Origin of the sequence: Streptomyces chilikensis (assembly GCF_001642695.1) — a bacterium.
Classification (GTDB): Bacteria; Actinomycetota; Actinomycetes; order Streptomycetales; family Streptomycetaceae; genus Streptomyces; species Streptomyces chilikensis.
The window spans coordinates 19170-33227 of the sequence record NZ_LWCC02000168.1; the positions used below are offsets into that span (position 1 = coordinate 19170).

Sequence of the window (14058 nt, forward strand, 5' to 3'; positions counted from 1 at the left end):
CCCGGCGACCTCGTCCTCGACCCCATGTGCGGCATCGGCACCACCCTCGTCGAAGCCATCCGCCTCGGCCGCCACGCCATCGGCAACGAGTACGAACCCCGTTGGGCCGCCCTCGCCCGCGCCAACGTCCGCCACATCACCGAACACCTCGGCCCCGACACCGCCACCACCGGCCAAGTCACCCGAGGCGACGCCCGTCACCTCACCCGCCTCATCCACCCCGACCACCACGGCAAGGTCGACCTCGTCCTCACCTCACCGCCCTACGGCCGCACCGTCCACGGCCAGGTCCGCGCCACCAGCGAAACCGGCGAACCCGGCGTCCTGCGCATGGACGACCGCTACAGCCACGACCCCTTCAACCTCGCCCACGCCAAGACCGACCAACTCCTCAACGCCTTCACCAAGATCCTCGACGAGTGCCGCCGCATCGTCCGCCCCGGCGGCACCGTCGTCGTCACCACCCGCCCCTGGCGCGAACAGGGCGAACTCGTTGACCTCCCCTCCGCCGTCCTCGCCGCGGGCAAGGCCGCCGGCCTCATCCCCACGGAACGCTGCGTCGCCCTCCTCGCCGGAGTCCGCAACGGCGAGCTGATCACCCGGCCCTCCTTCTTCCAGCTGAAGAACGCCCGCGACGCCCGCCGCGCCGGCATCCCCATGTGCGTCGTCCAGCACGAAGACGTCCTCGTCTTCACCAGGCCCAACCACTCCGCGGCCGTACCCACCGGCACCGAACCTGAGTTGGCCGCGACTGGGCAGCGCAGGCCGTAGGGGAGTGGCTGCACGAGATCGGCCGGGCGACAGAATCAACTGCCGCCCGGCCCTTCGCGTCCGACCTACTCGCTCTCGGTGCCGCGCTGCCGCACCACCTGGACATCAGCCGGGACATCACTCAGCCGCTGCCGCGGGAAGCCCGCGATGCTGGGGATGACGGGCGCGTCATCGGCGCCGGTCAGGTAGTCATTAGTCCTGAGCAGGTCGTCACCGTGCTCACAGTTCTCGGTCATGCCGTTGCCCTTCGAGTGGGTGTGATGGGGGCGTCCAGGGCGGAGTGCCGTTCCCCGGCTCCCGAACAAAAACAACGTTACAGCGACTCGCGACAAATCAGGCATGACGCGCCAACGCGACAACATTTCGTGTCCAGAAGCCGCGCGGCGCACCTTCCCGTCCGCTGCCTGCCAGCAGGCCAGCCGGCCGCCAAGTTCAGTCAGTCTCGCGAACCCAGCTCCGGGCAGCAGCAAGAATCCGCGCCCCGGTGGTGCGGCTCACCCCGAACCGCTCCGCGACGAGCGCGGCTGTGGGCAACCGCCGACCCTCACGTGCCGCATGACTGATCATCGAAACTGTCTCGACCACCCGCGGGTCGGGCGGCGCAAAGGCGTCACGCCCGGCTCGCCCTCTGTTCGGCCGCACGGGGCTGGACTTGGGTCTGCCCGCACCGGTCTGCTCAGGGAACTCCCGCTGGTCGCCCTGCTCCAGGCGCTCAACAATCGACCGCCGAGTCCAACGGCGCCCGTGAACCTCGACACCTCGAGGCAGGTACCCGGTCACGGCATAGGCCCGTACGGTCGAGGCATCGACCCCTAGCAGTGCGCCGGCCTCCTTGTCCGTAAGGAGGTCCTCGGGGTGCTCCTCGCCGGTTACTGCTGGTGGAATGCTGGCGCCTTGAACGTAGGCATGGACTTGCTCGGAGTCGTAGAGCCGCACCCGGCCCTCCCCGTCGTTGACGCGTCGGACCTGCTCCTCAAAGCCGGCACGCACTCGCCGCCGCCAGGTATGCAGGGGCAGACCCATGGCCTGCGCGACTTCCGCCTCCGTATGCACAGCACGACCCCGAGGAATCAAGACCAACCACTCTCCATCCCGGCCCAGATACCGGAGCCGCGGGAGACTCCACCGTAAACTCCACCGTGTCCTCGGCAGCCGCTTTCAAGCGGTGTCGATGGGGGCGGGGCCGACGGATGCCGTCGCTTCCGACCGGAAGTGAACCGTCGGCCCCTGCGAATCCCGGCCTCACCGCGATCTCGACAGCGCTGATGGGCTCCCCGAAAGATCGAAGCCGGCTCTCCACGGTCAGCCTCTGCATCCAGAGGGTGAGCGGCTTGGGCTGGCTGCGTGGAGCTGTACTGCTTCACCTGTTCGTCTCGGCCATCTCTCGCATCACTCTGAGCACCGCCCACCCCAAACACCGTCCGAAGTGCGGAACAAGCCCGCTGTGTGAGCTGCATCCGACCTGACCCAGGGGTGGAAGCACCGGACCGCACTGAGGGAACCCGCAACTGGGCAAGTCGGACAGCCGAGGACGGCAACTCGCACATCCCCGATCTCTATCCCTTGCGGAGCGCCAGCAACGGTAGGCGTAGCCGCAGAGTGGAACACGGGTCTTCCTCACCACTTCAAGGCTCCCGTCTCCTGGGGCCAGAGCGCACCAGTTCAGATCACTCGAACTGACTGGCGAGGCCACCCATGCCGCAAGGACTGCAGAACCTCAGCACGGCAATCGCACAGATGCGACGCATCGCCACGATGCTGGACCCAGACGACGGAGTCGCCTGCTTCAACAGAATGTACCTGCAGGTAACAACAGCATTCGCGAACAGTCTGGCCAGTGGCCACTTCCATGACCCGCACTTCATGGAAACACTCGGGACCAACTTCGCCGATCTGTACCTGAAAGCGGTCGAAGCCGACCAGGAGGGACGCCCAGTCCACCCATCCTGGGCACCTCTCTTCGATGCCCGACACGACGCCACAATCCCTGCCATCCGGTTCGCCATGGCCGGAATGATCACCCACATCAACCATGACCTACCACTAGCTCTGGTCACCACGTGCCAGAAGCACGGAGCCAACCTTGCTTCCGCATCGATCCGCGCTGACTTCCTCCGAATCAACCAGGTGCTCTATCAACTGGAGCCAGACATTCGCTCCGCTGTGTCAAGGGCCCCCGCACATCCCGGCCCTAAGGAGGCCATCAAGCAGGTGATGGCCCGCTGGTCGATCGCAGGACTGAGGAACATCGCCTGGTCCACGAGTCGGCTCCTCTGGTGCCAGCGGAGCGCCCCCACTCACCTCCGCCTCACGTTGACCATCCTCGCCCTCGCGACAGCACGAGCTGGCGTGCTGCTGACCCGTGGCACCCGACCATGAGCACGACGACTCGGCGGTCTGCGGCTCCCAGGAGACCGCCGACACCACCATCCCCCACGGGTTCGCCGCTGCGCTACTCAACGGGGCCAGGCGACATCAATCTCGGTTTGGGGCAGCCAGCGAGATTGCCTTCCAGCGCCGCCTGCTCGGCGGAGCCGATGCTCTGACGACCAGCCGAAGACCGTCTGACCCCCGCAGCCAGGTGCCGCGGCAACCTCCTTGCAGGACTGCTGGCGATGGTCGGGGGCGGTCCGAATTGTTCTGCATGGTCTAAAGATCAGACGCTGAGGTCGAACACGCCCCACGCGGTGAACGGCTCAGCCTGAACGTAGATCCTTCTTCCTCGGCTGACGACCCGCCGGCGGCGGGGAGCAGAACCGTCAGGCAGGGTGAGCAGGCCGACGCCCGTCGGCTCGACAGATGTTGCGGTGAGCTCTCCGTGGGCGAGCCGGTCCCGCTCCTGGCCATAGCCGCTGTAAAAGGTGACCCGCTCGCCGTGGACAGCCACCGCATTGGCGCCCCGTACGCGGTTCGACCACACCCTCACGGGCCGGTCGGTGCGGTCGGGGCGTATCTCGACGAGCGGGAAGTCCGTGTAGGGGCACGCCCAGGCGGTGGTGCCCGACACGTTCAGGGCGTAGCAGTCGAAGAGACCCGGGATGCGGGAGCCGTCCGAAGACCAGTCGAGCCGGCCCGTGGCGCTCCAGCGGCGGATCCCGACCGGGTTCTCGTCGAAGTGCCCGACCCAAATATGGCCGGCCTCGTCCACGAGCAGGTGCTCGATGGCGTCCCCGACGGAAAAGGACGAGGTCTCGCGCCCGAGCGCGTCGAAAACCTGCACCTGGTCCGCGTCCTCGTACCGGCGGGCGCGCGACGCGGCGACGACGAACCCACCGTCCGGCAGACGGTCCAGACGCGGCCAGCGGGCTCGCACGGCGCTCAGCCCGGTGAGTTCGACGTCGCCGCCCGGATGGACGGAGACGACCAGCGCGTCGAACGGCAGGACAACGCCGCCGGGCTGCGGAGCGCGTTCGACAAGCAGCCAGTGGGCGGCCGCCGAAGGCGTCGACGGTACTGGTCAGGACGTGGCGGTGGTGGTGCGCCCGGGAGAGGCGGGCGTAGGGGACGAGGGCGGTCTTCTGCACGGGCGGGCTCTCCTTGGTGGGCAATCACGGCATCGGTCGCTGCGGTGAGCGGCGGCCGGCGGCGCGCGAGCGGTGGAGAGCGGAGCGGGGTGCCTAGATGGCATGGCCCTTTCTGGTCGTCATGAGGTGATCGTCGTTGGCGTCCGACTTCATGGCAAGACCTTTTCGGCGCGCCCTCAAGTAACCCGCGCCATGAAGCCTGTAGGCAAGAGTTCGGCAGACAACCACTGAAGAGGAGCCCGACTGTGACGAACCTTCACTCCACTCCGGTCGATGAGGACGAGCACCAGGAGTACGACCAACTTAACGACGCCGCGCTGTTCGGCGACATGCCCGGCGAACCTGGCGACTATGTGCTCAGCATCTCGCGCCCCTACTCCCGCGAGGCTTGCTCGTCTTGACGCGCGGCGCAGCCGCCTCGTGCCCCAGCCCGCCGACTACGGAACCGACCTCACGGCCTGGGGACACGACGGCTGTGTCCGTCAAAGCGGAGCAAGCTCACTCGGCGTCCCAGCCGCTCAGTTACTGCCCTGCGTAACTTTTGCACGCGACGCGGCTCACTACCTCGGGATTACTGCACGAAAGGGTTCCCGGCCGTACGGTCTTGGCTCCCACGGCAGGCACTCCGGGCATTGTTATGCCGCGGGTGCGACCTGCGGAGCCATCTCCATCGAGCGTGTTTCGGCCAGCAGGCGCCTGCTGGCCGGGACACCGTGGGACTACCGGGCGAGGACGACTTCGATTTCCTCGTCAGGGCAGCCCGCCAGAATGCCCTCCAGGGCCTCCTTCTCGGCTGGGTCAACCGACAGACCCCACCTCGTCTTTACGATCACCCAGGCCGACGCATAGACGCAGCGGTAGGCGGTAGCCGGCGGCAGCCACTCGGCGGGGTCCTGGTCGCTTTTGCTTCTGTTCGACGACGCCGTGACCGCGATCAAGCTCCGGGGGTCCCCCAGGTCATTGGCGAACGCCTCCCGCTCGCTGGCGCTCCAGGCGGAGGCACCAGAGTCCCAACTCTCAGCCAGCGGGACGAAGTGGTCGATGTCCAGGTCCCGGGCACTGGTGACCGTGCGGTCGTCATAAGGGCTGAACCACTCGCCACCGGAGATGGCGCAGTTCGCACCCACGGTCGGCGGGGCGGTTGCCTCGGAAATCAAGATCTCTGCTCGTGTGCTGCAACCGTCCCGGTCGGCGTCGACCCAGTGCCTGAACAGGTCCCGGTTGTAGCCCTCCCGGTTCTCCGCCTCGGCAGGGAGCGCGGCCAGCGCCTCCCGGACATGCAGGACCACCGTGTCACCGGGGGCGGCCTGAGCGGTGCCGGACGCGCCCAAGGCTGTGGCGGCGGACAGAGCGAGGACGGTGCACAGGGCACGCAACGACACGGGGGTTCCTCCCAGAACGAAGACAGCGCAGACGCCCTTCATAGCCGGGGTGTTGGGGCCGGGTGGTGGGGCGCGCTCCATCTGTCACCCGGCCGGTCCGCAAGGTTCATTCGCCGGGGGGTGGAGGCTCCTACGTCAGCGTCACGCACGCCTTGGTGGTGACCTCCCTGAACTCGGTGCAGAGGCGGGTCTTCCGAGAGAACCTCGGTCCGGTGTGGCCATCGGATCCCCACCACGTCTCGACGAAGGCACCGGCGTTCCCTCCACGGTGCCTCGTCCTCTTCCAGCCCCCGCCGACCTTCCAGGAGCCGCCCGGCGTCTTGTACAGCCACCGCGCCGAGTAGGTCTTGCTCCTTGCCGGACGACCCAGACTGGCGTAGACCCAGCCCACCCCTCGCTTCGCAGAGCCCTTCCGATGCCACGTCTTGGCGACGATGCTCACCCGGCATCCGCCACCGGGAAGAGGCACACACTTCTGGATCCTCTGGTGCACGTACGGCTTGGTCTCCGCGACTGCGGACGGGGCACTCATCAGTAGCAGGCTCAGCAGGACAAGCGTCATAGTGCCTGTGGTCGTTCTCTGTCGCATGTAGGGCTAACGGCCTTCTCCTGCACTGGCCACCGGGAAGCTGTGTGGGTTCACTCGACTGAGGCAACCGCAGCTCGGAGACCCATGGGCTCAGAAAGACCTCACCGTTCCGTGTGCAGGACGAGCACCAGCTTCCCCCCGGGAACCGGTGCGGTGAAGTCCCGGCCGACCAGGTCCGGAGCGGGCACTGCTCGCTTCGCGAGCCGGGTTAGCGATCGGCGTTTTCGGCGCGTGACGCCGGTGATGCCGCGCTCACGCATGACGCGTTCCACCCGCTTGCGGTTCACGCGGCGTCCGAGACGGGCCAGTTCGGCGTGGATGCGCGGGACTCCGTAGGTGTGCCTGGAGGCGACGTGCAGCACGGTGATCTCGTGGGCCAGGGCGTCGTCGGCCTCCTGGCGGCGTCGGCGGGCTTCCTCGTCCTTGGCCCAGGCGTAGAAGGAGGAGCGTGAAACGCTCAGTAGACGGCACAGGAGAGCGACGTTGAAGGTGGTCTTCTCCGCCTCGATGAACCGGTAGACGTCGGTCATCGATCGCTCTCCTTCGCGAAGAAGACCGCCGCTTTTCGCAGTACCTCGATGGTCTTGGCCTGTTCGGCGGTCTGCTTGCGCAGCAGCCCTGCCGACTACGAGACCGCTCTTGCGGCCTGACCGACACAACCACCGTGTCCGTCAAAGCGGAGCAAGCTCAGCTCCTGCGCTTCCCGCACGGCCTCAAGGAGAACGTCGAGCTCCTCCCGGGCACGCGCTTCCCGACGCTCCATCAACGCGATCGCCGACGCCAACCCGCACCTTCATGACGGACATCAACCGCCCATGGGACTGCCCTCAGCCACCCGCTCCCACACCGCGAGGCCAAGAAAAGCCCCAGCTCATCGAGCTGGTGAGCGCTTCACCAACACGCTCTCAGACCCGTCGTCATCGTCCCGGGTAAAAGCGGCTATCAGCTCTCTGACGGAGACGCACGACCATGGGCGTTGTGCCAGCCGACTGCCGCCGGATCCGAAGCCGGGGAATCCGAAATCTGCAGATGCGCCGTCAGAACAGCTGAGATTATGGGAAGAGGGTCAGTTCATGATCAGGGCACAGCAATGGGGGCGGCGATGGACGAGAAGAAGACGGTGCGCGCGGTCGCGATCGACTACAAGGCAGTCCTGCACGGGCCCGGGCGCGCGCACGAGGGGATCGCTGAACTGCTGCGGTGGCTCGATCAACGCGATGTGGCTTGGGTGCTGCTGACCAACGACCCGATGGACGCTAAGTCGGCCCTTGCCGCCGCCGGCCTTCCCGAACCGGCCCTGCATCTGTGCCGCGACGACATCCCGGACAAGGCGAAGCGCGGAAACAAGGCCTGGCTGGAGGCGGTCGCGGACAGACTCGGTCTCAGCATGAACCAGCTCATCCTCATTGGGACCTCGCAGTTCGACTGGTACACAGGCATCCACGCCGGCGTCGTCCACATCCACGCCCGCTGGGCCAGCCGCCTGGGAGCGAAGATCACCTCGCTGATGTCCGACGAGCCGTCCGACGTCATCGAACTCCTGAAGTACTTCCTGCTGCACGAGCCCCGCTGGGCGTTCCGTCTCGATGACGAGGACCGCGCCTTCGCGATCCGCTCGATGCTGCCCTTCAACGCGCGGTTCCCTCGCGGCGGCGGCGGGACCTTCACGATCAAGGACATCTTCACCTACGAGAACACCGTCAAGGTCGGTGACGAGGACGCGCGTGATGTCCTGATGCTGCACCTTCTGTGTGCGGCCTACCTCGACGGTGCGCTGCCGGGGCAGACCTTCTTCTGCGTCTACCCCAGCAGCACACCGGCCAAGGGCAACCCGCAACTCGCCGGCTTCCTGGACCGCGCCAAGGTCATGACCGGTTCTTCCTACAAGGAGGACCTTCTCGAACGCGTCGTCCAGGCCCCGGACACCAGCCTGGAGCGGTACAAGAGGAGCGTCGGCCAGTCGACGGGCCGGGACATCTCCATCGCCGCCCAGGCCCGCACCGTACGAGTCAACCCGGCCTACAAGAAGAAGATCGCCGGCAAGACGGTGATCATCTTCGATGACTTCACCACCGAGGGCAAGTCCCTGGAGTGGGCCCGCACCCTCCTCAGCGAGGCCGGAGCAGCACGGGTCATCGCACTGACCATCGGAAAGTACCCCTCGCGCCACACCGTCTACCAGCTGCGCCCCGGCGTCACGATCGATCCCTTCACCACCAACGACATCACCCTGGCGCATTTCCAGACGACCACAGGCCCCGGAGGAGCCGAGGAAGGGCCGACGGTGGTTCTGACGGCGGCTATGGAGCACTTTGCCGCCGCTAAGGAGGGCGCCGTCGAACCCCGGGCCCCTGAGGCAGCCCCTGCCCGGATGGCTCATCCGGCACCCCGCCCGGTTCCTGCCGGCACCCGCTCTCCCATGACTGCTTACAAGATCGCCCGGCAGCGGCACCTCGCGGACATGCTCACTCACCTCCAGCAGCAGGCGTACCCCCTCGTCTGGCGCGGCGAGTACCTCGTGCCGACCGGGAGGACGACGACCACCGCCTTGTGGTGGATCGCCCTGCCAGGGCAGGTCGAGCAGTGGTACGACACCAGCGAGGCCGAGCGCCTGGTCAGCGGCATCTGTCTGGCCGTGGGGATCATCTGGGAACCGGTCGCGGCGCCCGGCGGGGCCACCCAGCTCGCCGAAGCCCTCGCCCGAATGGAACAGCGGCGGCAGGGCTGAGGAACCGGCTCGACGGCCCCCTTCCTGTCCGTACGGGGGCTCCGTACGCCATGATGGAAGTGGCCCGAGAACCTCGCTTCATCCTTCGAACATCCCGGGGCCACGAGTAGAAGGACACCCTGATGGACCTCGATATCACCGCTGACCAGCACGATCTGCTGACCCTGTGCGCGCTGCGCGCCGGCGATGCCACCCTCGACTGGAGCCTGCTCGCCCGCGGTGCCCAGAGCCCCGAGGGCCTGGCCGCGCTCATGGACGGACAGCTGCACGAGGACTCGCGTGCCGCGACCAAGAATCGCCCCCTGCTGCTGCAAGCCCTGGCCGCCGGCCTGGACGATGCCCGAGCCCGCGTCGACGACGAGCTCGCCGCCGCCAACAAGATTGGCGCGCGCCTGGTCACCGTCCTGGACAAGGACTACCCGGCGAACCTGCGCGTGATCGGCAACTTGCCGCCGTTCCTCTTCTACCGCGGCGAGCTCGATCAGCGCGACGCCCGCTCCATCGCTATCGTCGGCACCCGCCAGGCATCCGAGGCAGGGCTGCGCCGGGCGGCCCGGATGGCACGCGAGCTCGTCGACCACGACGTCGTGATCGCCAGCGGTCTCGCCAAGGGCATCGACGCAGCCGCCCACCAGGCAACGCTCACCGCAGGCGGCCGGACCTTCGCCGTCATGGGCACCGGCATCGCCGCCTCGATCTACCCGGCCGAGAACCGTCCGCTCGCGAAGGCGATCCTCAGCGCTGGGGGAGCGTTGCTGAGCCAGTTCTGGCCCACGAGCCCTCCGGCGAAGTACACCTTCCCCCGCCGTAACGTCGTCACGTCCGGCACCACGCTGGGCAGCGCCGTCATCGAGGCCTCGAGCACGTCAGGTGCGAAGATGCAGGCCCGCTTGGCTGCGGAGCACGGTAAGCTCGTCTTCCTGATCCGTTCCCTCGCCGACACCCAGCCCTGGGCGAAGAAGATGCTGGACGAGGGCCGGGCGATCCTGGTCACCGCCTCCAGCGACATCACCGACCGCCTCGGCCAGGCCGCGGACATCCAGGCCGCAGGACAGCAGCGCCAGCAGCTCGCCCTGGCCGGCCTGTGACGGCGGGTCTCCCCAATCCGGCAGGCTTTCCCAATTGCCCGGTGTGCGCGTACCGCATCACCGGCACCGCCCGCCTGTGCTCTGACTGCGCAGGCCGCACCCTTCAGCCGGTCGCCGAACCTCACTGCTCCGTCTGCTCCCAGGCCGTCGCGCCCGGCAGGCAGTGCAGTAATCGGGTGTGTGCGCTCCCGGAGGCCGAGCGGGGGTTCTCGCGTGTCGACGCGGTGGCCATGTACTCCGGAGCTCTGCGCGACAAAATTCACACGTTGAAGTACGAGGGGAGGGCCGGCTGGGCGCTGATCTTCGGCCGGCTCCTCGTCGGCTGGATGGAGAGCCACCCCGAGGCGATGAACGGCGTCGACTACGTCGTCGGCAACCCGTCCCACGTCGGCCGACAGCCCATCCAGCACATCGAGGCGATCATGGACGCCGCCTACACAGAGGACGTGAACCGGGCCTTCCCGCTCAGCCCGCCGGGCGCGCACCGGCTGGTGAAGGATGCCGAGACGCCTCGGTCCGCGAACCGGACTCTGGATGAGAAGCGCGCGGCCGCGACCGCGCATGCCGCCGCCCTGACGTGGACCGGAGACATCAGCGACATCAAAGGGGCCACCATCCTGCTCGTCGACGACGTCTTCACCAGCGGCTCGCAGCTCCAGCACGTCGCGCGCCGGCTCCGGGCGACCGGAGCCGCCGACGTCAGGGGGCTCGTTCTCGCCCGAGTCCCCTGGAGCGGATGACGCCGCCCCGGACTCCGGGACCGGGCCTGTCGGCCGGCTCCGGCCGCTCGGTCATTGCCGGACGTCTCGTGTCGAACTCACGCGCCTTGCCCAGGACGATGAACATGCGGCGGCTGAGGCGCCTCAAGGAAATCCGAGAGTGGCCCGGCGCCACCGTCACCAGCCCGGGCCGGTGACGCCGTGGCCGGGGCATCCGCCTCAGGAATCACGACGGTCCCGCCGACGTCGTCAGTGACCCATGCCGGAGGAGTCCGGCCTTCAAGGACGTCGCGCACATAGCCAGGGACCTCCGCCCGCAGACCGCAGAGCATGTGCGCGAGGTACGGCACGGAGAAATGCCCGTAGTCGTTGGGGACATTCTCGAAAAGGGCGCCGGTTACCGGGGCGGCGCGTTCCATGACCGCCGCACCGGCGAACTGGCCGTTCCTGATCCGCTGGACAAGCCGGAGAAGTTCCTTTGCCACCCGGCGCGAGCCCCGCTGCGGCTGACGCAGGAAGCGCTCGAGGTCCCCGGCCAGCCCGCGCGCGAGGGGCACGATCGGTGCGTCCACGCCGTCGGGACTGGCGATGTCTTCGACGGGAACGGCGTCGTGGAAGGTGCTCACGCCCGCATTCCTGGCGTCCAGGCCGACAGCGGTCTCCGCCACCAGAGCGGACACACCGACCCGGTCGCGATCCTTGCAAGGAACGTCGTCATGAGTGCGGTCGCAGGTCAGAGTCGATCGGTACTGCGCGTCCCCGCAGTACAAGACGTTGTGCCTGCCGAAAACCTCATCCGCGGAGGTCAGGCGGCATGTCGGTATTCGTGGAGGATGCCGCCGAAGCGGTCGCGCCGTCGGATGTTGAGGTGGGTGATCTGTTTTGGATCGCTGATCGGGGTCGGTAGCGGCTGGAGTGGTCGTGCGTTGGCGACGCCTTGGTGGGGGCGGTGCAAGTTGTAGAAATCCTCGAACTCGCGCAGGGCGCGGAGGAGGTGCTGCTGGTTCCAGATGATGGTGCGGTCCAGCAGTTCGCGGCGGCAGGTCTGCACCCAGCGTTCCATGATCGAGTTCATCCTCGGCATCCGAACGCCGCTGAGGAGGACCTCGATTCCAGCGTCCTTCAGGATGGCGTCGAACAACGCGGGGAACTTGCCGTCCCGGTCCCGGATCATGAAGCGAGCCCGGCAGGCTGCGTCCTCGAGGTCCATGACCAGATTCTTGGCGACTTGCGCCATCCAGCGCGCGGTGGGGTGCGCGGTGGCTCCCAGGACACGGACCCGACGGTTCGCGTGCTCGATCACCGCGAACACGTACAGTCGAGCCCCAGACAGGGTGACTGTTTCGAAGAAGTCACAGGCCAGCAGGACATCGGCCTGAGAGCGCAGGAAGCCGCCCCACGTACTGGGGCTACGTTCGGGTGCCGGCTCGACCCCAGCCTGCTTCAGGATCTCCCACACGGTGGAGGCTGCCACCTCGATGCCCAGGGTGAGCAGTTCGCCGTGGATGCGCCGGTATCCCCAGGTGCTGTTCTCCCGTGCGAGACGGAGTACGAGGACGCGTATGGAGTGCCCGGTCCGCGGCCGGCCGGGACGCTTGGGCCGGGAACGTGCCGCGTGCTGTCGGGCGACCAACTCGCGATGCCATCGCAGGACCGTCTCGGGGCGCACCAGGAGCCGCAGCCGGCGCAGCCCGTCCATCGGGAGCCGGTGCAGCAACGCCGCCAGGAACACCCGGTCGGTAGCTTCAAACTGGGGCCTGGCCCCGCTCAGTTGCCGCTCCAACACCGTGATCTGATGCCGCAGGGTCAGGATCTCGATGTCCTTGTCCCGCTCGCTCATCGGTAGCAGGCGGAGCAGCGCCAGCGCATTGCTCATGCCGAGGTAGGCCAGTCGCAGCAGCACAAGGGTTACGTTGCCGCCCTGCTCAGCTTCATCACAACGGCCCTGCCGTCAGCATCGACCGCGAAGCTCTACGGAGACGAGCCATCGCCCTCCCACCTGGGCGGATGGGATTTTCGGCAAGGGCAGCATTCAACAAGATTGTGTTACGAGCTCAAAGTCACCCACCCTCTGGGTAATACGCCTACAGTCTCGCCATGGTCGTCGAGAGTGTACTGCGTGGCTATTTGCTGGAAGAGGTCATCGCGTGGCTGTTGCGGTCGAGCGGTTATCGGCTGCTCAGCGAGCGGGACGAACAGGAGAAGCACCCGGCGCACCGCGTGCTGCAGCAGCGGCAACACGGTCTGACTGTTCGTGGCAGGGGCGCGCGGCACCAGGCCGACGCGCTCGGCCAGTTCTCCTATGTCCCCCCGTTCTCGCTGCCAGTGAGGCTCTTCGTCGAGGCCAAGTTCACCGGCACCAAGGTCGGTCTGCCGACGGTTCGTAACGGCCTGGGTGTGCTCCGCGACGTCAACGAGAACATGGTCACATCGTTGAACAAGGGGTCGTCCGGGCGTCCCAGGCAGCGCTACCACTACAGCTATGCCATCTTCTCCACCGCCGGCTTCAGCCGCGACGCCCAGGAATTTGCACTCGCCCATCAGATGTCTCTGATTGACCTGTCCATGCCCGACTTCGCCCCGCTGCGAGACCTGGTACGGACGCAGACGAGACGCCTCTTCGAAGCGATCAAAGCGCTCCCGAATGGGAAGCCTCCGCGGCTGTACACGATCCGCAGCCACCTGCGGCGGCAACTGGCACTGTTCGGGGACGCTGACGACGGCCTCTTCCGTTACCCGAACGCCGACACGCAACTCCCCGAGGAGATTGCTCGACCGCTCGACCACATCGCTGGGCACCTGGTCAGCTCACGGGTGCCGGACCTCGTTCTCGCCTTCCCCTCCGCCCCCTTCGTCCTCGGCCTGGCCTCGGAGAACCTCAGCTCCTTCATCGCCTACGCGAGGCGGCACCCCACTCACACCGTGAACGTGGGCAGGCTGCTGACGGTGCCTGCTCCTCATCCGATCTGGGCCGTTCGTCCAGCAGACGGCTCGCAGGCATACGCAATGACCTTCACCATGCCCGAACAGGTGGAGTCCTGGATCCTGGAACAGGAGGATTCCGTGCATGACCGGGCTCGATGGATCAAGCGCACCGTACTGTCGACGATGACGATCTACTGGGTGGACGGTGATCACACCCATACCTTCCAACTGCGCTACGCACCCGTCGCTCTGCGCGGCTAGGACCTGTCTGACAAATGATCTTGTCCGGGCTCACGGAGCCAGAGGATGAGTGCTGCGAGGTGGAGTCCGGC

Annotated in this window: 14 protein-coding genes; 7 read left to right on the forward strand and 7 right to left on the reverse strand. The window is 67.1% G+C overall.

Features of this window, described 5'->3' with window-relative positions:
* Positions 1-771 (forward strand): TRM11 family SAM-dependent methyltransferase (locus A2U95_RS30390; protein WP_166028989.1); only part of this gene is annotated, 771 nt, incomplete at its 5' end.
* A 65-nt stretch (positions 772-836) separates the two neighbouring features.
* Here A2U95_RS30390 and A2U95_RS30395 read toward each other — a convergent pair.
* A complete protein-coding gene (locus A2U95_RS30395) occupies positions 837-1007 on the reverse strand; it encodes a hypothetical protein (protein WP_166028991.1) in 171 nt (56 codons plus the stop codon).
* Positions 1008-2466: 1459 nt separating this feature from the next.
* Between A2U95_RS30395 and A2U95_RS30400 the strand changes: the two genes are divergently transcribed.
* Positions 2467-3150: a DUF5995 family protein gene (locus A2U95_RS30400; RefSeq protein WP_166028993.1), complete on the forward strand. Its 684-nt coding sequence runs from the start codon at positions 2467-2469 to the stop codon at positions 3148-3150.
* Between the two features lie 277 nt (positions 3151-3427).
* Here A2U95_RS30400 and A2U95_RS33210 read toward each other — a convergent pair whose 3' ends face one another.
* Complete coding sequence (locus tag A2U95_RS33210; RefSeq protein ID WP_240958430.1) at positions 3428-3991, reverse strand: hypothetical protein; 564 nt, start codon at positions 3989-3991, stop codon at positions 3428-3430.
* A gap of 549 nt (positions 3992-4540) precedes the next feature.
* Here A2U95_RS33210 and A2U95_RS30410 point away from each other — a divergent pair.
* The gene (locus tag A2U95_RS30410; RefSeq protein WP_166028995.1) at positions 4541-4696 is read left to right on the forward strand and encodes a hypothetical protein; all 156 of its coding nucleotides are present in this window, start codon (positions 4541-4543) and stop codon (positions 4694-4696) included.
* A 318-nt stretch (positions 4697-5014) separates the two neighbouring features.
* Here A2U95_RS30410 and A2U95_RS30415 read toward each other — a convergent pair whose 3' ends face one another.
* From A2U95_RS30415 to A2U95_RS30425, 3 genes are all read right to left on the reverse strand, one after another.
* Entirely contained in the window at positions 5015-5677 is a 663-nt protein-coding gene (locus tag A2U95_RS30415) for an HNH endonuclease family protein (RefSeq protein ID WP_240958439.1), read from the reverse strand.
* Positions 5678-5807: 130 nt separating this feature from the next.
* A complete protein-coding gene (locus tag A2U95_RS30420; protein ID WP_166028999.1) occupies positions 5808-6239 on the reverse strand; it encodes a hypothetical protein in 432 nt (143 codons plus the stop codon).
* Between the two features lie 128 nt (positions 6240-6367).
* Positions 6368-6796 (reverse strand): IS3 family transposase, encoded by a 429-nt coding sequence (locus A2U95_RS30425; protein ID WP_166029001.1) that lies wholly within the window; start codon positions 6794-6796, stop codon positions 6368-6370.
* Between the two features lie 572 nt (positions 6797-7368).
* Between A2U95_RS30425 and A2U95_RS30430 the strand changes: the two genes are divergently transcribed.
* The 3 genes from A2U95_RS30430 to A2U95_RS30440 all read left to right on the forward strand — a co-directional run bounded on the left by A2U95_RS30430 (position 7369) and on the right by A2U95_RS30440 (position 10822).
* Positions 7369-8994 carry a hypothetical protein gene (locus A2U95_RS30430; protein ID WP_166029003.1) on the forward strand — a complete coding sequence of 542 codons (1626 nt, stop codon included), beginning with the start codon at positions 7369-7371 and terminating at the stop codon, positions 8992-8994.
* A gap of 122 nt (positions 8995-9116) precedes the next feature.
* Positions 9117-10082, forward strand: coding sequence for a DNA-processing protein DprA (locus tag A2U95_RS30435; protein ID WP_166029005.1), 966 nt, complete (start codon positions 9117-9119; stop codon positions 10080-10082).
* A 266-nt stretch (positions 10083-10348) separates the two neighbouring features.
* Entirely contained in the window at positions 10349-10822 is a 474-nt protein-coding gene (locus A2U95_RS30440) for a ComF family protein (RefSeq protein ID WP_240958441.1), read from the forward strand.
* Positions 10823-10899: 77 nt separating this feature from the next.
* Here the strand turns inward: A2U95_RS30440 and A2U95_RS30445 are convergent, their stop codons facing one another.
* Both A2U95_RS30445 and A2U95_RS30450 read right to left on the reverse strand, forming a co-directional pair.
* The gene (locus A2U95_RS30445; RefSeq protein WP_166029007.1) at positions 10900-11427 is read right to left on the reverse strand and encodes a hypothetical protein; all 528 of its coding nucleotides are present in this window, start codon (positions 11425-11427) and stop codon (positions 10900-10902) included.
* 179 nt (positions 11428-11606) lie between these two features.
* On the reverse strand, positions 11607-12704 hold the full coding sequence (locus A2U95_RS30450) for an integrase core domain-containing protein (RefSeq protein WP_166029008.1): 1098 nt from the start codon (positions 12702-12704) through the stop codon (positions 11607-11609).
* A gap of 194 nt (positions 12705-12898) precedes the next feature.
* Here A2U95_RS30450 and A2U95_RS30455 point away from each other — a divergent pair, with 194 nt between their 5' ends.
* On the forward strand, positions 12899-13987 hold the full coding sequence (locus tag A2U95_RS30455; RefSeq protein ID WP_240958445.1) for a hypothetical protein: 1089 nt from the start codon (positions 12899-12901) through the stop codon (positions 13985-13987).
* Positions 13988-14058 lie beyond the last annotated feature (71 nt).